The sequence below is a fragment of the Pseudomonas cichorii genome (genome assembly GCF_015471405.1).
Lineage (GTDB): Bacteria > Pseudomonadota > Gammaproteobacteria > Pseudomonadales > Pseudomonadaceae > Aquipseudomonas > Aquipseudomonas serbiensis.
In genome coordinates this window covers 309,181-327,499 of record NZ_BLVZ01000002.1, presented here as the reverse complement: position 1 = coordinate 327,499, position 18,319 = coordinate 309,181, and the positions used below count along the sequence as shown (strand labels likewise).

At 57.0% G+C, this 18,319-nt stretch carries 19 protein-coding genes; 14 read left to right on the top strand and 5 right to left on the bottom strand.

What is annotated here, in order from left to right:
* Positions 1-17: 17 nt before the first annotated feature.
* Positions 18-959: a CAF17-like 4Fe-4S cluster assembly/insertion protein YgfZ gene (gene ygfZ, locus JL015_RS03435; RefSeq protein WP_201017410.1), complete on the bottom strand. Its 942-nt coding sequence runs from the start codon at positions 957-959 to the stop codon at positions 18-20.
* 141 nt (positions 960-1,100) lie between these two features.
* Between ygfZ and JL015_RS03430 the strand changes: the two genes are divergently transcribed.
* Positions 1,101-1,355, top strand: a complete 255-nt coding sequence (locus JL015_RS03430; RefSeq protein WP_201000183.1) for an FAD assembly factor SdhE — start codon at positions 1,101-1,103, stop codon at positions 1,353-1,355.
* On the top strand, positions 1,339-1,803 hold the full coding sequence (locus JL015_RS03425; RefSeq protein ID WP_201017409.1) for a protein YgfX: 465 nt from the start codon (positions 1,339-1,341) through the stop codon (positions 1,801-1,803). Before JL015_RS03430 ends, JL015_RS03425 begins: the two co-directional genes overlap by 17 nt.
* On the opposite strand, the gene nadB is transcribed toward JL015_RS03425, so the two are convergent.
* Entirely contained in the window at positions 1,772-3,388 is a 1,617-nt protein-coding gene (gene nadB, locus JL015_RS03420; RefSeq protein WP_201017408.1) for an L-aspartate oxidase, read from the bottom strand. The genes JL015_RS03425 and nadB overlap by 32 nt on opposite strands.
* Before the next feature lie 585 nt (positions 3,389-3,973).
* Here nadB and rpoE point away from each other — a divergent pair.
* The 11 genes from rpoE (at position 3,974) to pdxJ (ending at position 14,335) form a co-directional block, all read left to right on the top strand.
* Complete coding sequence (gene rpoE, locus JL015_RS03415) at positions 3,974-4,555, top strand: RNA polymerase sigma factor RpoE (protein ID WP_002554912.1); 582 nt, start codon at positions 3,974-3,976, stop codon at positions 4,553-4,555.
* A gap of 32 nt (positions 4,556-4,587) precedes the next feature.
* Positions 4,588-5,181 carry an RseA family anti-sigma factor gene (locus tag JL015_RS03410; protein WP_201017407.1) on the top strand — a complete coding sequence of 198 codons (594 nt, stop codon included), beginning with the start codon at positions 4,588-4,590 and terminating at the stop codon, positions 5,179-5,181.
* Positions 5,182-5,189: 8 nt separating this feature from the next.
* The gene (locus JL015_RS03405; RefSeq protein WP_201000179.1) at positions 5,190-6,149 is read left to right on the top strand and encodes a MucB/RseB C-terminal domain-containing protein; all 960 of its coding nucleotides are present in this window, start codon (positions 5,190-5,192) and stop codon (positions 6,147-6,149) included.
* Positions 6,150-6,504: 355 nt separating this feature from the next.
* Positions 6,505-7,887, top strand: coding sequence for a DegQ family serine endoprotease (locus tag JL015_RS03400; protein WP_236250157.1), 1,383 nt, complete (start codon positions 6,505-6,507; stop codon positions 7,885-7,887).
* Positions 7,888-8,058: 171 nt separating this feature from the next.
* A complete protein-coding gene (lepA, locus tag JL015_RS03395) occupies positions 8,059-9,855 on the top strand; it encodes a translation elongation factor 4 (protein WP_201000177.1) in 1,797 nt (598 codons plus the stop codon).
* A gap of 9 nt (positions 9,856-9,864) precedes the next feature.
* The gene (gene lepB, locus JL015_RS03390) at positions 9,865-10,719 is read left to right on the top strand and encodes a signal peptidase I (protein ID WP_201017405.1); all 855 of its coding nucleotides are present in this window, start codon (positions 9,865-9,867) and stop codon (positions 10,717-10,719) included.
* Between the two features lie 116 nt (positions 10,720-10,835).
* Complete coding sequence (locus tag JL015_RS03385) at positions 10,836-11,213, top strand: DUF4845 domain-containing protein (RefSeq protein ID WP_201017404.1); 378 nt, start codon at positions 10,836-10,838, stop codon at positions 11,211-11,213.
* Positions 11,210-11,899 (top strand): ribonuclease III, encoded by a 690-nt coding sequence (gene rnc / locus JL015_RS03380; RefSeq protein ID WP_025261572.1) that lies wholly within the window; start codon positions 11,210-11,212, stop codon positions 11,897-11,899. The genes JL015_RS03385 and rnc overlap by 4 nt, the downstream gene beginning before the upstream one ends.
* Positions 11,892-12,794 (top strand): GTPase Era, encoded by a 903-nt coding sequence (gene era, locus JL015_RS03375; protein WP_201017403.1) that lies wholly within the window; start codon positions 11,892-11,894, stop codon positions 12,792-12,794. The genes rnc and era overlap by 8 nt, the downstream gene beginning before the upstream one ends.
* Before the next feature lie 66 nt (positions 12,795-12,860).
* Positions 12,861-13,544, top strand: a complete 684-nt coding sequence (gene recO / locus JL015_RS03370; protein WP_201000174.1) for a DNA repair protein RecO — start codon at positions 12,861-12,863, stop codon at positions 13,542-13,544.
* Between the two features lie 50 nt (positions 13,545-13,594).
* Complete coding sequence (pdxJ, locus tag JL015_RS03365; protein WP_201017402.1) at positions 13,595-14,335, top strand: pyridoxine 5'-phosphate synthase; 741 nt, start codon at positions 13,595-13,597, stop codon at positions 14,333-14,335.
* A gap of 6 nt (positions 14,336-14,341) precedes the next feature.
* Here pdxJ and cmoB read toward each other — a convergent pair whose 3' ends face one another.
* The 3 genes from cmoB to JL015_RS03350 all read right to left on the bottom strand — a co-directional run bounded on the left by cmoB (position 14,342) and on the right by JL015_RS03350 (position 16,534).
* Complete coding sequence (gene cmoB, locus JL015_RS03360) at positions 14,342-15,301, bottom strand: tRNA 5-methoxyuridine(34)/uridine 5-oxyacetic acid(34) synthase CmoB (RefSeq protein WP_201017401.1); 960 nt, start codon at positions 15,299-15,301, stop codon at positions 14,342-14,344.
* The gene (gene cmoA, locus JL015_RS03355) at positions 15,298-16,041 is read right to left on the bottom strand and encodes a carboxy-S-adenosyl-L-methionine synthase CmoA (protein ID WP_201000171.1); all 744 of its coding nucleotides are present in this window, start codon (positions 16,039-16,041) and stop codon (positions 15,298-15,300) included. The genes cmoB and cmoA overlap by 4 nt, the downstream gene beginning before the upstream one ends.
* 100 nt (positions 16,042-16,141) lie before the next feature.
* Complete coding sequence (locus JL015_RS03350; protein WP_201017400.1) at positions 16,142-16,534, bottom strand: protease inhibitor I42 family protein; 393 nt, start codon at positions 16,532-16,534, stop codon at positions 16,142-16,144.
* Positions 16,535-17,282: 748 nt separating this feature from the next.
* Here JL015_RS03350 and JL015_RS03345 point away from each other — a divergent pair.
* Positions 17,283-18,317, top strand: a complete 1,035-nt coding sequence (locus tag JL015_RS03345; RefSeq protein ID WP_201000169.1) for a polysaccharide biosynthesis protein — start codon at positions 17,283-17,285, stop codon at positions 18,315-18,317.
* The last annotated feature ends 2 nt before the right edge of the window (positions 18,318-18,319 follow it).

Here is an 18,319-nt window from a genome sequence, read left to right as displayed (position 1 = left end):
GTGTTCGCCGTAACGGCTTAACGCTGGGTTTCGAGCTTGCTGTCCAGGGTGTAGGGCAGTTCGCTCAATTGCAGGGTTGGTCCGTCTGGCGAGCCGAGATGAAGGTTGCCGCTTTCCGCGGCATCGGCTTGCAATACCGCCAGCAACTCGATGCCTTGCTCGGCGTTGGCTGCGATAACGACATTGCCCACGGCGCTGTTGTGTACGGGAGAGAACAGCGACGTACCGGGTTCGGGAAGTTCGCTGGCCTCCAGCGTAAGGCGATAAAGCCTGCGCTTGAGTTTGCCAAGATACTGCATGCGGGCCACGATTTCCTGGCCGGTGTAGCAACCTTTCTTGAAGCTGACGCCGCCGACCGCCTGCAGATTGATCATCTGCGGGATGAATTCTTCGCGAGTGCTACCTACTACCTGGCCGATGCCAGCGCGGATCTGGCCCAGAAGCCAGTCATTGAGCGGGCCTTCGGGCAGTTGGGCAGCTAGTCGTGATTTCACATCCTCTGCCTGTTCGGCACGAACCCAGAGTTCGGCGCGGGCAGGAGAAGTGCGGATGGCAATCAGATTGTTGGCGCGCACCAGTGCGTCGGTGTCCTGAGGCAGGTCGAGCCCGAGGCTGACCAGGGCGCCGTCACCATCCTGAAGGCCGAATCGCACCCACGCTGCGCTCTCGTCGGTCAGCTTGGACTTGGAGAAGACTGCGTATTTTTTCAGGTCCAGCAATTGCGGCTCGATCAGCTCGCTGGCCATTGCCAGCAGGCAGCCATCGCCTTCGAGCACGATGCGGAAGCTCGACTGCATACGGCCTTTTTGAGTGCAGCGGGCACCCAGGCTGGATTTGCTGTCGTTCAGGTAGTTGAGGTTGCAGGTCAACTGACCCTGCAGGAATTTGCTGGCATCCACGCCGCGAACGGCAAGAATGCCCTCATGGGATAGCGTGCTGAAGAAAGCTGAGTGGGCCATGGTCATCGCAAGAGGAAAAGTCTGGGGCACATCATAGTGCCGAGTCGTGAATATGGGTATATGAAAACTGCTGCGACCATTGGGCAATTCGCTCAAACGTCTCGCACCTGTATACTCGCGACCTACTTTGAGGAGCGCTCCATGGTCGAAGACGTCGAACTCAACCGCCTTTATTGGCACAGCCGCCGCGGCATGCTTGAACTGGACGTGCTGCTGGTGCCGTTTGTCCGGGAAGTCTACCCGGATTTGAATGAAGAAGATCGTGAGCTTTATCGTCGCCTGCTCACTTGTGAGGATCAGGACATGTTCGGCTGGTTCATGCAGCGTGCCGAATCCGAAGATCCCGAGTTACAGCGCATGGTTCGCATGATTCTGGACCGTGTCCAGCCCAAGTGATCGTTTCGAGTGCCACTGGCAGGCCTCGCGCCTGCTATTGGTCGGGTATCTGAGTATCCAGCTACTGGCGCTCTTTGCCCTGTATTGGCTCGATATCCCAGGCTGGGCTTCTGTGCTCGGCGTCCTGTTTTGTCTGGCCCATGGTTTTTGGGTCGTTCCCGGGTCGATCCTGCTTGCTCGCCGCTCGGCAGTCACCGCCTTGCGGCGTGATCGCAAGGGCTGGCAGTTGTGGAGTGAGCAGGGCGGCTGGCAGCCCGTGCAGCTCTGTCGTGACAGCCTGGCCCTGCCATGGGTCGTCATCTTGCGCTTTCGTTCCGTAAAAGAGGGACGAGCCGGGCGCTACATGAAAAGTATCTGCATTCCCTGCGATGCGCTGACGCCGGATACCCACCGACGCCTGCGCGTACGTCTGAAATTCAGCCCGCGTAGGTGGGCGGTACCAGAATAGTGTCCAGTGCCTGAGGCAGCATGTTCGGATAATCCAGCGTGTAATGAAGGCCGCGGCTTTCTTTGCGCTCCATTGCCGAGCGGATCATCAGTTCGGCCACTTGTGCCAGATTGCGCAACTCGATCAGGTCGCGGCTGACTTTATAGTTGCTGTAGAACTCATCGATTTCATCAAGCAGCAGGCGTACCCGGTGCTGGGCGCGCTGCAAGCGCTTGTTGGTGCGCACTATCCCGACGTAGTCCCACATGAAACGCCGCAGTTCGTCCCAGTTGTGCGCAATGATTACGTCTTCATCGGAGTCGGTCACCTGGCTGGCATCCCAGGCGGGCAGGTTGTCCGGCATCTGAATCTCGGCCAGTTGCGCCTCGATGTCCGCGGCCGCAGAGCGTGCGTAGACAAAGCACTCAAGCAGTGAGTTGCTGGCCATGCGATTGGCACCGTGCAACCCGGTAAAGCTGGTTTCGCCGATGGCGTACAGGCCGGGCACATCGGTGCGGCCCTTGCTGTCGACCATCACGCCGCCGCAGGTGTAATGCGCGGCTGGCACCACCGGGATTGGCTGTCTGGTGATGTCGATGGAGAATTCCAGGCAGCGCTCGTAGACGGTCGGGAAGTGAGTCTTGATGAAGGATTCAGGCTTGTGGCTGATGTCCAGATAGACGCAATCGACACCCAGACGCTTCATTTCGTGGTCGATGGCGCGGGCGACTATGTCGCGGGGAGCCAGTTCGGCGCGTTCATCGAAGCGCGGCATGAAGCGCTCGCCGTTGGGCAGCTTGAGATAGGCTCCCTCGCCACGCAGCGCTTCAGTAATCAGGAAGCTCTTGGCTTGTGGGTGATAGAGGCAGGTTGGGTGAAACTGGTTGAATTCCAGATTCGCGACCCGGCAACCGGAGCGCCAGGCCATGGCGATGCCGTCACCACAGGCACCGTCGGGGTTGCTGGTATAGAGGTAAACCTTCGCCGCACCGCCCGAGGCCAGGATGGTAAAGCGGGCACCATAGGTGTCGACTTCCCCCGTCTTGCGGTTGAGCACATAAGCGCCGAGGCAGCGCTGGCCTGTCAGGCCCAGGCGTCGTTCAGTGATCAGGTCGATGGCGGCGCGCTGATCCAGCAGTTCGATATTCGGACGTTTGCTGGCCTGCTCGAACAGCGTCTTGAAAATGGCGGCTCCGGTAGCGTCGGCCGCATGGATGATCCGGCGATGGCTGTGGCCGCCTTCGCGGGTCAGGTGGAATTCGAAACTGCTTTCTTCGGTGTCCGAATGATCGCCGCGAGTGAACGGAACGCCCTGATCGATCAGCCACTGGATCGACTCACGGCTGTGTTCTACCGTGAAACGTACCGCTTCTTCATTGCAGAGACCGCCACCGGCATTGAGTGTGTCTTCGACATGAGACTCTACGGTGTCGGTGTCATCGAGTACGGCAGCAACGCCGCCCTGGGCCCAGAATGTCGAACCGTTGGACAGGTCGCCCTTGCTCAGGACCGCGATGCGCAAATGTCCGGGAAGGGTCAGCGCCAGACTCAATCCCGCCGCACCGCTGCCAATCACCAGTACATCGTGCTGAAAATGTTGACTCATGTATGAATTCTGCCTTTGGCGGCCATCAGGTTCTGTGGTTTCAACACGGCTTTTTACACGGCCGGGCAGGCTGAATTTTGCGCAGCAATACAGTTCGTGCTGAAACGGCAACAGGCCCTAGTATAAGTAAGGGGGTATCGGCACAATAGCCTCGCTTTCATGGCATTGTGAGACCAGTGCGGGGCTGGATTGTGCGCCAGTCCCTGACGTCATGCATACCGTTTTCCGTCGAGCCGGTAGCCGGTGGTCAATCACCGGATTGATTTGGTCGCAAAGGTAGCAGTATGTGTCTTGCACCTGTGTTTTGATCCAGGGAACTTTTTAATGAGGCCCAGGCTCAATAGCGGGTTGCCTGTAAAGGACAGCGACGGCTTGCGCGAGGTCGACCCATCATCGACAGCGCAGCCGCCGACAAGACTATTCACGCAGCCGACTTGTTCGAGCTGCGTTTTTCGTGCGGGTCAAATGAGTACCCGCAGGAAACTTGCTTGGAAGGGGAGAACTTTTGCGAAAAGCCCGAGTCTATGTTTGCAAGCCTGAACGATGGCTGATGCAACACCCCTCCAGGCTCAACGAGGAGTGTTCATGCTAACCCAGGAAGAGGATCAGCAGCTTGTCGAGCGCGTTCAGCGCGGTGACACGCGAGCATTTGATCTGTTGGTGCTGAAGTATCAGCACAAGATTCTAGGGTTGATCGTGCGATTCGTGCACGACACCCATGAGGCTCAGGATGTTGCACAGGAAGCCTTTATCAAGGCCTACCGTGCGCTTGGAAACTTTCGCGGTGACAGCGCCTTCTATACATGGCTGTACCGCATCGCCATCAACACGGCGAAAAACTATTTGGTGTCGCGCGGTCGGCGACCGCCAGATAGCGATGTAAGGTCTGAAGATGCGGAGTTCTACGATGGCGATCATGGCCTCAAGGACATCGAATCGCCGGAACGTGCATTGTTGAGGGATGAGATCGAGGGCACAGTCCATCGGACCATCCAGCTTCTCCCGGAAGATTTGCGCACTGCACTAACTTTGCGTGAATTCGATGGTCTGAGTTACGAAGACATTGCGAGCGTCATGCAATGTCCTGTTGGTACCGTGCGCTCCCGGATCTTCCGCGCTCGGGAAGCCATCGATAAAGCCCTGCAGCCGTTGTTGCAGGAATCCTGAGACAGCGGCGATAGCCAAGAGAGGAAACCGCCATGAGTCGTGAAGCCCTGCAGGAATCGCTGTCCGCAGTGATGGATAACGAAGCGGATGAATTGGAATTGCGTCGGGTACTGAATGCCCTTGACGACGCCGAGACACGTGCAACGTGGTCGCGTTATCAGGTTGCACGTGCTGCCATGCATAAAGAGTTGTTGATGCCTCATCTGGATATTTCGGCTGCTGTGTCTGCCGCAATCGCCGATGAAGTCAGCCCGCTCAAGGCCGCTCGCGGTCCGTGGCGCACTCTTGGCCGTCTGGCTGTTGCCGCTTCGGTGACTGTTGCCGTTCTGGCTGGTGTTCGTCTCTACAATCAGGACGAGATTGCAGGTGCCCAGTTGGCCCAGCAGGTTCAACAGCCTGCCAATCTGTCTGTACCGCAAGTAAAAGGCCCGGCAGTACTGGCCGGTTACACTGAAAGCACCGAGCAAGCCACAGGCCCTATGGCCAATGGTGTCTTGCAGGGGCAAGCCGGTGAAGGCGATCAGCGTCTGCCAGGTTATCTGCGTCAACACGCTCAGGAAGCAGCGTTGAAGGGTACTGAAAGCGCGCTGCCATACGCACGTGCTGCCAGCCTGGAAAACCGTTAAGGAGGATCATGCGAGCCGTCCCTCTATTACCGCTTTTGCTTGGTGGATGGCTTGTCCTTCCCGCGCATGCAGATGATGCGCAAGACATGTTCAAGCGTCTTGCGCAGGCCAATCAGCAGCAGAGCTATCAAGGTACTTTCGTTTACGAACGTAATGGCAGCTTCTCCACTCACCGTATCTGGCACAGCGTTGCCGACGGTAAGGTTCGCGAGCGGCTGCTCCAGCTTGATGGTTCTGCTCAGGAGGTCTCTCGCGTTGACGGCTTGACCCAATGTGTCAGTGGCACACTGGTGTCGGGCGTTGCCAACCCTTCCGATTCGACAGCACGTGTATTCGATACCAAAAAGCTCTCGGCCTGGTACGACATGACCATTGTCGGCAAGTCCAGGGTTGCGGGTCGGGCGGCTACCATTGTTGCGATGACGCCCAAGGATCAGCACCGATACGGCATCGAACTGCATGTGGATAACGAGACCGGTCTGCCTCTGAAATCGCTTCTGTTGAGCGAAAAAGGTCAGTTGCTGGAGCGCTTCCAGTTCACTGAACTCGATACCGTCGCTCCTTCTGCCGAGTCGCTGCAACCAAGTTCCGACTGCAAGCCGGTGAGTGTCGCCAAGGCCAAGGCCGAACCTGCGAGCGCGCCTGTTGCGTGGCGTTCCGAGTGGCTGCCGCCTGGCTTTGAGCTCAGCAGCAGTTCATCGCGCAAGGATCCGGCGTCGAAGGCATTGGTCACCAGCCTGATGTATGGCGATGGTCTTGCACGTTTTTCGGTATTCATTGAGTCGGTGAGTGACGGCACCAGTACGGATATTCGTACCCAGTTGGGGCCTACCGTTGCCGTGTCCCGCAGGCTTACCACGCCCAAGGGCGTCGTCATGGTGACTGTGGTTGGCGAGATCCCTATGGGGACTGCCGAGCATGTAGCCTTGTCGATGCGCAGTGCCGATGTGCAGGCCAGCAACAAGTAGTTCTGGATAAGTAGCTCTGGAAACGAGGTCAGTGCCCGGGATGTGTAAAAGGTTTCATCTTGGGCCCGATAAGCCGCCAGACCGCAGTTAACCTGGCCTTTGGCAGAGATACTGAAATGTTTGGTGAGGTTTGCAAGTTGCAAAAAATCTCGTTTTTTTCTATAGGTCACAGCCTTGCAGCTCTGGCCTTTGTCGTTTGTGGGGCCAAAAAGCTGACCCAAGGATAGCGCCGCATCCGAATGCGGCGCATGGGGTCTTTGAGTCAGTCGCTCTGTACTGCTTAACTTTGCTCGTTGTTAACGGGAGCCGTATGTCGATACCACGCTTGAAATCTTATGTTTCACTGATTGCCGCCATGATGATGCTCGGCCAGGTCGCTGTGGCTCAGGCCGAGGATTTGCCGGATTTCACTGTGCTGGTTGAGCAGGCATCGCCTGCGGTAGTGAATATCAGTACCCGCCAGAAAATGCCTGATCGTGCAATGGCCGCTCAGGTTCCTGATATGGAAGGCCTGCCACCCATGCTTCGCGAGTTTCTCGAGCGCAGCATGCCGCCTGGATCTCGTGCCCCCGGAAAGGGCGATCGTCAGCGCGAAGCGCAGTCGCTGGGGTCGGGGTTCATTATTTCCGGTGACGGCTACGTCCTTACCAATAACCACGTGATTGATGGCGCCGATGAGATCATTGTGCGTCTCTCCGATCGCAGTGAGTTGAAGGCCAAGCTGGTCGGTACCGATCCGCGTACCGACGTTGCCGTTCTGAAGATCGATGGCAAGAACCTGCCTACCGCCAAGCTGGGTAATTCCAACAAGCTGAAAGTAGGCGAGTGGGTACTGGCTATCGGTTCGCCGTTCGGTTTTGACCATTCGGTTACCAAGGGCATCGTCAGCGCCAAAGGCCGCAGCCTGCCGAACGATACTTATGTACCGTTCATCCAGACCGACGTAGCGATCAACCCGGGTAACTCGGGTGGTCCGCTGTTCAACATGGCTGGTGAAGTGGTTGGTATCAACTCGCAGATCTTTACCCGCTCCGGCGGTTTCATGGGGCTGTCGTTCGCGATTCCGATCGACGTGGCCATGGATGTCGCCAATCAGCTCAAGACCAATGGCAAGGTCAACCGCGGTTGGCTGGGCGTTGTGATTCAGGAGGTCAACAAGGACCTGGCCGAGTCTTTCGGTCTGGACAAGCCTGCTGGCGCCCTGGTTGCCCAGGTGCTTGAAGATGGCCCGGCTGCCAAGGGTGGCTTGCAGGTCGGTGATGTAATCCTCAGCGCCAACGGCCAGCCGATTGTCATGTCCGCCGACCTTCCTCACCTGATCGGCAATCTCAAGGACGGCAGCAAGGCCGAGCTTGAAGTGATCCGTGATGGCAAACGTCAGAATCTGACGGTCACCGTCGGAGCGCTGCCGGACGAAGGTCAGGAAATGGGCTCTTCGGGTTCTGCTGCCGAGCGCAGCAGCAACCGCCTTGGGGTTTCGGTGATAGAGCTGACCGCCGAGCAGAAGAAAAGCTTCGACCTCAAGGGTGGAGTGGTCATCAAGGAGGTTCAGGGTGGTCCTGCTGCCTTGATCGGTCTGCAGGCGGGTGACGTGATCACTCACCTGAACAATCAGGCCATCGTTTCGGCGAAGCAATTTACCGAGGTCGCCAAGAGTCTTCCCAAGGATCGTTCCGTCTCCATGCGCGTTCTGCGTCAGGGGCGAGCAAGTTTCATTACCTTCAAATTGGCTGAGTAATCGGCAGATTTGACGAAAAAGGGCGGTAGAAACCGCCCTTTTTTGTGGTTGCCTGCCGGGTGGATATTGATCTGTATGCCTCCAGACGTGACGCCTCTTGCTTCCTTCAGGTACAATTCCCGGCTATTTTTCGGCGGGTAATCTGCCTGCAACCTTTTTGAGTGTTGATCCGTGAGTGATTTGAGTCATATCCGCAATTTCTCCATCATCGCCCACATTGACCATGGCAAGTCGACGCTGGCCGACCGCTTCATTCAAATGTGCGGTGGCTTGTCCGAGCGCGAAATGGAAGCGCAGGTCCTCGACTCCATGGATCTTGAGCGCGAGCGCGGGATCACCATCAAGGCCCACAGCGTTACCCTGTACTACAAGGCCAAAGACGGTAAGACCTACCAACTGAACTTCATCGACACTCCGGGCCACGTGGACTTCACCTATGAAGTCAGCCGTTCCCTGGCTGCCTGTGAAGGCGCGTTGCTGGTTGTCGATGCCGGTCAGGGTGTCGAGGCGCAGTCGGTTGCCAACTGCTACACCGCTATCGAGCAGGGCCTTGAGGTCATGCCGGTCCTGAACAAGATGGACTTGCCGCAGGCCGATCCAGACCGCGTCAAGGAAGAGATCGAGAAGATCATCGGCATCGATGCTACCGATGCGGTGGCATGCAGCGCCAAGAGCGGCATGGGTGTCGACGAGGTGCTGGAGCGTCTTGTCGCTACCATTCCTGCGCCTGAGGGCAACATCGAAGATCCGCTGCAGGCGTTGATCATCGACTCGTGGTTCGACAACTACCTGGGCGTTGTCTCCCTGGTGCGCGTGCGTCATGGCCGCGTCAAGAAGGGTGACAAGATCCTCGTCAAGTCCACCGGCAAGGTGCATCTGGTCGACAGCGTCGGCGTGTTCAACCCCAAGCACACTGCAACCGTTGACCTGAAAGCCGGTGAAGTAGGTTTCATCATTGCGGGCATCAAGGACATTCATGGTGCGCCGGTCGGTGACACCCTGACCCTGAGTTCCACACCCGATGTAGACGTGCTGCCGGGCTTCAAACGCATCCAGCCGCAGGTTTACGCTGGCCTGTTTCCGGTCAGTTCGGACGATTTCGAGGATTTCCGTGAAGCGCTGCAAAAGCTGACGCTCAACGACTCTTCGCTGCAGTACCTGCCGGAAAGCTCCGATGCACTGGGCTTCGGCTTCCGTTGCGGCTTCCTGGGCATGCTCCACATGGAGATCATCCAGGAGCGTCTGGAGCGCGAATACGATCTGGACCTGATTACCACTGCACCAACGGTAATCTTTGAGCTGTTGCTCAAGAGCGGCGAAACGATTTACGTCGACAACCCGTCGAAGCTTCCTGACCTGTCCTCTATCGAGGATATGCGCGAGCCAATCGTGCGGGCCAATATTCTTGTGCCTCAGGAGCACCTGGGCAACGTCATTACGCTGTGCATCGAGAAGCGTGGCGTGCAGCACGACATGTTGTTCCTGGGGACCCAGGTTCAGGTGAGCTATGACTTGCCTATGAACGAAGTGGTTCTGGACTTCTTCGATCGTCTCAAGTCTGTCAGCCGTGGTTATGCTTCTCTGGATTATCATTTCGATCGTTACCAGTCAGCCAATCTGGTCAAGCTCGATGTGTTGATCAACGGCGAGAAGGTCGACGCACTGGCGTTGATCGTGCACCGTGACAACGCGCACTACAAAGGGCGTGCGTTGACCGAGAAAATGAAAGAGCTGATTCCGCGGCAGATGTTCGATGTGGCAATCCAGGCCGCCATTGGCGGGCAGATTGTGGCGCGTACAACCGTCAAGGCACTTAGAAAGAACGTACTGGCCAAATGTTATGGCGGCGACGTAAGCCGTAAGCGCAAGCTGCTTGAGAAGCAAAAGGCCGGTAAGAAACGCATGAAGCAGGTCGGCAACGTGGAGATTCCACAGGAAGCTTTCCTTGCAGTGCTCAGGTTGGAATAGTCAGGTCCTATGTCACTAAATTTCCCGCTGTTGTTGGTCATCGCAGTCTTTGTCTGTGGCGTGCTCGCACTGATCGATCTGGTTTTCCTGGCGCCTCGTCGCCGGGCGGCCATTTCGACCTACCAGAGCAGTGTCAGTCAGCCGGACATCGCGGTTGTTGAGCAATTGAACAAAGAGCCTTTGCTGGTCGAATACGGCAAATCGTTCTTTCCGGTGCTGTTTATCGTTCTGGTGCTCCGTTCGTTTCTGGTCGAACCCTTCCAGATTCCTTCGGGCTCCATGAAACCGACACTGGAGGTGGGTGATTTCATCCTGGTCAACAAGTTCTCCTATGGCATCCGCCTGCCGGTGCTGGATCAGAAAGTGATCCAGATCGGCGATCCGAAGCGTGGCGATGTCATGGTGTTTCGCTACCCGAGCGACCCTAGCGTCAACTACATCAAGCGTGTAGTCGGGTTGCCGGGCGACCACATCCGTTACACCAGTGACAAGCGTCTGTTCGTCAATGGTGAGCTGGTTGCCAAGAAGCTGATCGGCAGTGAGCCAGGTACTCTGGGCAGCGCTGAGCTGTACGAAGAGCTGCTTGGCGATGTCGAGCACCAGATCCGCCAGGAGATGAGCCGCTATCGCGCACCGCCTGACAGCGAGTGGACCGTGCCGGCCGAGCATTACTTCATGATGGGTGACAACCGCGACAACTCCAATGACAGCCGTTACTGGGACGATCCGAATATTCCCAAGAATGAACTGGGCATGGTCCCGGACAAGAACATCGTCGGCAAGGCCTTTGCTGTCTGGATGAGCTGGCCGGAGCCCAAACTCAGTCATTTCCCTAACTTTTCACGTGTAGGGTTGATCAAGTAATCAATGCGGCGCTGCTAGAACAGCGCCGTATCTCATTTGGGCTGGCCCGAAACGTTTCTGACCGATAAATCATGTCGGTTGCGTGAGCGGGCTATTCTTGAGGTCGAGGTCGAAGCATGACGTTCTCCGCTTCTCAGAAAGGTTTGTCGTTCGTGGGATGGCTGGTTGCGCTGGCGTTTGTCGCATTTGTGACGAGCACGGCTTTCAAGCTGATCCCGCACTACCTTGACTACATGTCGATGAAGAAAATCATCGAGACGGTCGAGAGCAATCAGGCCCTGGATATCACCACGGTCGACGATTTTTACAGTTATGTCGGTAAAAACATGCAGGTCAACAATATTCGGGATGTGGATTTGAACAAGGCTTTAAAGGTGACGGTGCAGAACAACAAGTTCAGTGCCCATTTGAAATATGAACAGCGTGAGCCGTTGATCCAGAATATCGATCTGGTGATGAAGTTCGACCAGCAATTCAGCGTGGGTAAACTGTGAGCGTATCCTTGAGCCGCCTGGAGCGTCAGCTCGGCTATACCTTCAAGGATCAGGAACTGATGATCCTGGCCCTGACTCACCGCAGTTTTGCTGGCCGCAACAATGAGCGTCTGGAGTTTCTCGGTGATGCGATCCTCAATTTCGTGGCCGGTGAAGCCTTGTTCGAGCGCTTCCCTCAGGCCCGCGAAGGCCAGTTGTCGCGTTTGCGCGCACGCCTGGTGAAAGGGGAAACCCTCGCACTGCTGGCCCGTGGTTTCGATCTGGGCGAGTACCTGCGCCTGGGGTCCGGTGAGTTGAAGAGTGGCGGCTTCCGTCGCGAGTCGATTCTTGCCGATGCCCTTGAAGCCTTGATCGGTGCGATCTATCTCGATTCGGGCATGGAGGTTGCGCGTGAGCGTGTCCTGGCATGGCTGACCAACGAGTTCGACAGCCTGACCCTGGTCGACACCAATAAAGACCCTAAAACCCGACTGCAGGAATTCCTCCAGTCCCGTGCCTGTGAATTGCCGCGTTACGAAGTGGTGGATATCCAGGGCGAACCGCATTGCCGGACGTTTTTCGTCGAATGCGAGATCACCTTATTGAATGAAAAGAGTCGAGGCCAGGGTGTCAGCCGTCGCATTGCCGAACAGGTAGCCGCGGCCGCAGCACTCATTGCCCTGGGCGTGGAGAACGGTCATGACTGATACAACTGCAACTCGCTGTGGCTATGTTGCCATCGTCGGCCGCCCCAACGTAGGCAAGTCAACGCTGCTCAACCACATTCTGGGCCAGAAACTGGCAATCACCTCGCGCAAGCCGCAGACCACTCGTCACAACATGCTGGGTATCAAGACCGAGGGCGCCGTGCAGGCGATCTATGTCGATACCCCCGGTATGCACAAGAACGGCGAGAAAGCGCTCAACCGATACATGAACAAGACCGCTTCGGCTGCGTTGAAAGACGTCGATGTCGTGATCTTCGTGGTTGACCGCACCCGCTGGACTGAAGAGGATCAGATGGTGCTCGAGCGCGTCCAGTACGTACAAGGTCCTGTCATCCTGGCGATCAACAAGACCGATCGCATCGAAGACAAGAGCGATCTGATGCCGCATCTGGAATGGCTGCAAGGCCAGTTGCCCAATGCGTCCATCGTGCCGATTTCCGCGCAGCACGGGCATAACCTCGATGCGCTGGAAGGCCTGATCGCTTCCCATCTGCCGGAAAACGATCATTTCTTCCCGGAAGACCAGATTACCGACCGCAGCAGTCGTTTCCTGGCTGCCGAACTGGTTCGCGAGAAAATCATGCGCCAGCTGGGTGCCGAGCTTCCATACCAGATCACCGTCGAAATCGAAGAGTTCAAGCAGCAGGGCCGCACCCTGCATATCCATGCCCTGATTCTTGTCGAACGTGACGGCCAGAAGAAAATCATCATTGGCGACAAGGGTGAGCGGATCAAGCGTATTGGCAGCGATGCACGTCGCGACATGGAGTTGCTGTTCGACTCCAAGGTCATGCTCAACCTGTGGGTCAAGGTCAAGGGTGGCTGGTCCGATGATGAGCGCGCCTTGCGTTCGTTGGGTTACGGCGACCTGTAAGTGTTCTGTCACCCGATCATGATTTCTTCATGATCGGGTGAATCCCCTTTCTTTCGAGCCAGCCCGATGAGCACGCCAACCGGCCAACCTGCTTATGTGCTCCACAGCCGGGCATATCGCGAAAACAGCGCCCTGGTCGACTTCCTCACACCGCAAGGCCGCTTGCGCGCCGTGTTGCGTAATGCGCGTGGCAAGGCAGGCACTCTGGCGCGGCCCTTTGTTCCTCTGGAAGCAGAGTTTCGCGGGCGTGGTGAACTCAAGAATGTCGGGCGCATGGAAGGTGCCGGTGTTGCCATCTGGTTGTCCGGTGAAGCCTTGTTCAGCGGCATGTACCTCAACGAACTGCTGATTCGCCTGCTGCCTTCCGAAGATCCTCACCCCGCCGTTTTCGATCACTATGCCGCGACCCTGACGGCATTGGCGCAAGGCCGTCCCCTGGAGCCGCTGCTGCGATCATTCGAGTGGCGACTGCTGGACGATCTGGGCTATGGCTTTGCGCTGGACATGGATATCAATGGCGACCCCCTTGCTGCTGACGGTTTGTATCGCCTGCAAGTGGATGCCGGGCTTGAGCGGGTTTATCTGTTGCAGCCCGGACTGTTTCAGGGTGTTGAACTACTGGCCATGGCCGAAGCTGACTGGAGCGCTCCGGGAGCGTTGTCCGCAGCCAAGCGCTTGATGCGTCAGGCATTGGCTGTGCATCTGGGCGGTCGTCCATTAGTGAGCCGTGAACTGTTTCGCAAGCCGTGAGCAGGCTTTATGCTCTGCGGCCTGCTTCGATCAAATTTCAGGAGACACCCGTGACCCAAAGCACTCGCATCCTTCTTGGCGTGAATATCGACCACGTTGCCACCTTGCGTCAGGCTCGCGGTACACGTTACCCGGACCCGGTGAAAGCCGCGCTGGATGCCGAAGAGGCGGGCGCCGATGGCATCACTGTGCATTTGCGTGAAGATCGTCGGCATATTCAGGAGCGCGATGTGTTGCTGCTCAAGGATGTTCTGCAGACACGCATGAATTTCGAGATGGGCGTAACCGAAGAAATGCTCGCCTTCGCCGAGCGCATTCGTCCAGCTCACGTATGTCTGGTGCCGGAAACCCGCCAGGAGCTGACCACCGAAGGCGGCCTGGATGTCGCCGGGCAGGAAACCCGGATCAAGGCTGCGGTCGAGCGACTGGCGAAGATCGGTTGCGAAGTTTCGCTGTTCATCGATGCCGACGAGCAACAGATCGCTGCTTCCAGGCGTGTCGGCGCTCCTGCCATCGAACTGCATACCGGCCGTTATGCCGATGCACAGACGCCGGATGAAGTCGCAGAAGAACTCAAGCGTATTGCCGATGGCGTGGCTTTCGGTGTGGCTCAGGGCCTGATCGTCAATGCCGGCCATGGCCTGCATTATCACAACGTCGAAGCGGTGGCGGCGATCAAAGGGATCAATGAGCTGAACATCGGGCATGCGCTGGTTGCACATGCCCTGTTCGTGGGCTTCAAGGCTGCTGTGGCCGAAATGAAGGCATTGATTGTGGCGGCAGCCAGGTAATCAGCCTCAGGGCTTGCGCCCGACAATCACAGCACGCATCGGTGCGGGCAGGCCTTCAACGGTGCGGCTGTGATCTTGCGGATCAAGGAAATCGCCCAGCGACTGGTAGCGCATCCATTCGGTGCTGCGTTGTTCCTGAACGGTCGTGGTGCTGACATCGACGCAGCGCACATCGGTGAATCCGGCGCGACGCAGCCATAACTCCAGCGCCGGGACCGATGGCAGGAACCATACGTTGCGCATTTGAGCGTAGCGATCTTCCGGGACCAGCACTTGTTGTGCATCACCCGGCACCACCAGTGTTTCCATGACCAGCTCGCCGCCTTTGACCAGACAGTCCTTCAAGGCCAGCAAGTGGTCGACAGGCGATTTGCGGTGATACAGCACGCCCATTGAGAACACGGTATCGAAGCCTTCGAGGTTGGCCGGCAAGTCTTCCAGAGCAAAGGGCAAATGCCAGGCCGGCAGGTCCGGCAGATAGCGCTGCATCGCCTGGAACTGGCAGAAGAACAGCCAGTTGGGGTCTACACCAATCACGCTCTCGGCTCCAGCACCGAGCATGCGCCACTGGTAATAGCCGTTGCCGCAGCCTACATCCAGTATGCGTTTACCCTTGAGATCCAGATGTGGCGAGACTCGTGACCACTTCCAGTCCGAGCGCCATTCGGTATCGACATGCACCCCGAACACATCGAACGGACCCTTTCGCCAGGGTGAAAGCCCCATCAAGGCCTTGCGCACTTGAGTGCGGGTCTCGTCGTCGCACTCGACCTCCAGAGTAAAGCTGTCGGCCAGCTCAACGCGCTCCGGCGTGAGTCTGGGCAGGGCATCCAGTGCGCTTTGCCAGCGTTGCAGGTCGCCGTGCCCCTTGGCCATCTTGGCGTCGAGTTGTGCTTGCAGGCCGTTGGCCCATTCAGCCAGAGGTGTGCCTGTCAGGCGGCGAACGAGTGGAGCGAGATCAATCATGGCAGGGCAATCAACGAGGCAAAGTTAAGGCATTGGAACCAGGGGACGACCTTGGAAAAGCCGGCGGCCAGCAGGCGTTGGCGGTGTTCTTCCAGGCTGTCGGGTTTCATGACGTTTTCGATGGCGCTGCGCTTCTGGGCTATTTCCAGATCGCTGTAGCCGTTGGCGCGTTTGAAGGCGATATGCAGGTCGGTCAGCAGTGCATGCTCCTGCTCATCGTTGAAGCGCAGCTTTTCCGAGAGGATCAAGGCACCGCCAGGCACCAGCGCCTGACGAATGCTGGTCAGCAGCGTCAGCCGCTGTTCGGGAGCGATGAATTGCAGGGTGAAGTTCAAAGCCACCACCGAGGCAGGCTGGAACTGCAATCCCAGAATATCGCCTTCTATGACCTCGACCGGCAGCAACTCCTGAAACATCGAGTTCTGTGCATTGAGGTATTCACGGCAGCGCTCGACCATTGCTGCCGAGTTATCCACCGCGATGACCTTGCAACCCTCGCTGCGCACATGGCGGCGCAGGGCTTGAGTCACGGCCCCCAGCGAACTGCCCAGGTCATACAGAACCGTATCGGGTCTGGCGAATTGTGCCGCGAGCACGCCGAGATTCTCGACAATCGTCGGGTAGCCGGGCACCGAGCGCTTGATCATGTCAGGAAAGACCCGAACGACATCCTCGTTGAAGGCGAAGTCAGGCACCTGAGCCAAAGGCTGGGCGAAAATGCGGTCGGGTTCTTTGCTCACGGCTGTTCCGGCGAAGGCTTTGAAAGGCGGGCATTCTAGGCAAGTTGTCGCCGGGATGCATCAGTCAGAGCGTGTTCTCTGACAGAGCGTGTAAAACGCTTCAATTCACCGTGATCGCACACTCGAAGGTCTGCTCGGGAGGCGCTTCAGGTGTCCAGGGTTGCTGGTAGATCATCAGCAGTTGTCCGCTGCCTGCATCGGCCGCCTTGTAGCGCCATACCGATTGTCCGCCACTGCCAACCATTTCCGTGCTTTGCGCGTTTTTATAGACCTCAGGCCCCAGGCTTCGCAGGACGTTCTGTGCCGGGTTCTGGATCTGCCAGCGAAAGCCGGTGGTGGGGTTGCTGGGCAAGGTGAGGATCAGGGTTTGTCCGCTTTTGAGTGTCAGCGGGCAGTCGCTCTGGGCCTCCACTGAAACGATGTTTTTCGGTGTTTGTGCGCAGGCTGTCAGCAGGGCAAGGCTCAAGGGCGCGAGAAGGCGGGCATGGGTCATGGCAAGGTCCGGTTTTGCGTGACGATGCTGGAGCATAACGCATTGATGCGTGAGCACGATGAAGAACTGTGCAGCCCTGCCGGCTGACGTTACACCCGACAAGGTAGGGTAGTTTTGTGAATTTCAGAAAAGTCATACAGCATTAGTGGCGTATTATGGGTTTGGTTTCTGATCTTCATGAAGTATTCAAGCTCCCGATAAACTCATGGAGTTATGAATAGATTACGCGCAGGCGAGAACGTAAATTGTTTCGCACTCTTCCATTGTTGCTGGCAGAGGATCTTGATGTCACGGGCCCCTCTTTTTCAGTCGGCACAGGATGATGGCGTTATGCCTTGGATGTTCGTTTTGTAAAAGAAGGGTCTTGTGTGCTGCGCAATGCCTAGAATGAGGTGGCATTTCGATAGGGAAGTGGCACAATCGCCAAGGTTTTTTGTATGGCAGGCTATTTGCGGTTTAATCGACCACAAACAGCGACTGCCCGGCAAGCAGCAGCCAGTCAGTTGCGAGCGGTTGTGAGCATTGGATTTTGCTCACGACACTCGGCGACGGTTCGTTGGACAATATGCACAGGATGGTCGCAGCGTGGACGTAGCAGGCGTTGCTGCGGGCAGCTTTTTTGTTTTCAAGGGCGTTGATCGAGCTGTATCGATCAGTTATCGCAACGCTCAGCAGTAAGACAAATTGGTTTTTCGGCCTTGAGGTCTCGTTAATCCCAGGACTGCCTGCCTCATTTTCAGGAATTATTATGTTTAGCGGAAAAAAACTTCTCATCTCTGGCGGTACCGGTTCTTTTGGCAACGCTGTGCTCAAGCGTTTTCTCGACAGTGATATTGCGGAAATCCGTATTTTCAGCCGGGACGAGAAGAAACAGGATGACATGCGCAAGCGCTATGCCAATAGCAAGCTGAAGTTTTACATCGGTGATGTGCGTGACTACCAGAGCGTGCTCAATGCCACTCGTGGCGTCGATTACATTTTTCATGCTGCTGCCCTGAAACAGGTTCCGTCCTGCGAGTTCCACCCGATGGAAGCGGTCAAGACGAATGTCATCGGTACCGAGAACCTGCTGGAAGCCGCAATCCAGAACGAAGTTCGTCGCGTTGTCTGCCTCAGCACTGACAAGGCCGTCTATCCAATCAACGCCATGGGCATTTCCAAGGCGATGATGGAAAAGGTCATGGTCGCCAAGTCGCGTAATGTCGACGATAGCAAGACCGTCATCTGCGGCACTCGCTACGGCAACGTGATGGCATCGCGCGGGTCCGTGATTCCACTCTTTATCGAGCAGATTCGTGCTGGTAAAGAGCTGACGCTTACTGATCCCAACATGACGCGCTTCATGATGACTCTGGGCGATGCCGTCGACCTGGTTCTTTATGCGTTCGAGCATGGTAACAACGGCGATCTGTTCGTTCAGAAGGCCCCGGCCGCGACTGTCGAAGTGCTGGCCAAGGCTCTGACTGCGCTGGTGGGCAAGCCTGATCATCCGATTCAGGTGATTGGCACGCGCCATGGCGAGAAGTTGTATGAAGCGCTGTTGAGCCGTGAAGAAATGGCCTGCGCCGAAGACAAGGGCGAATACTTCCGCATTCCGCCGGACCTGCGCGACCTGAACTACGCGAAGTTCGTGGAGCAGGGTGAAACCAAGATCTCGCGCACCGAAGACTATAACTCGCACAACACCGAGCGCCTGGATATCGAAGGCATGCAACGCCTGTTGCTCAAACTGGACTTCATGCGCGCAATCCAGCGTGGCGAGCACGCTACGCCGGAGGAATGAAC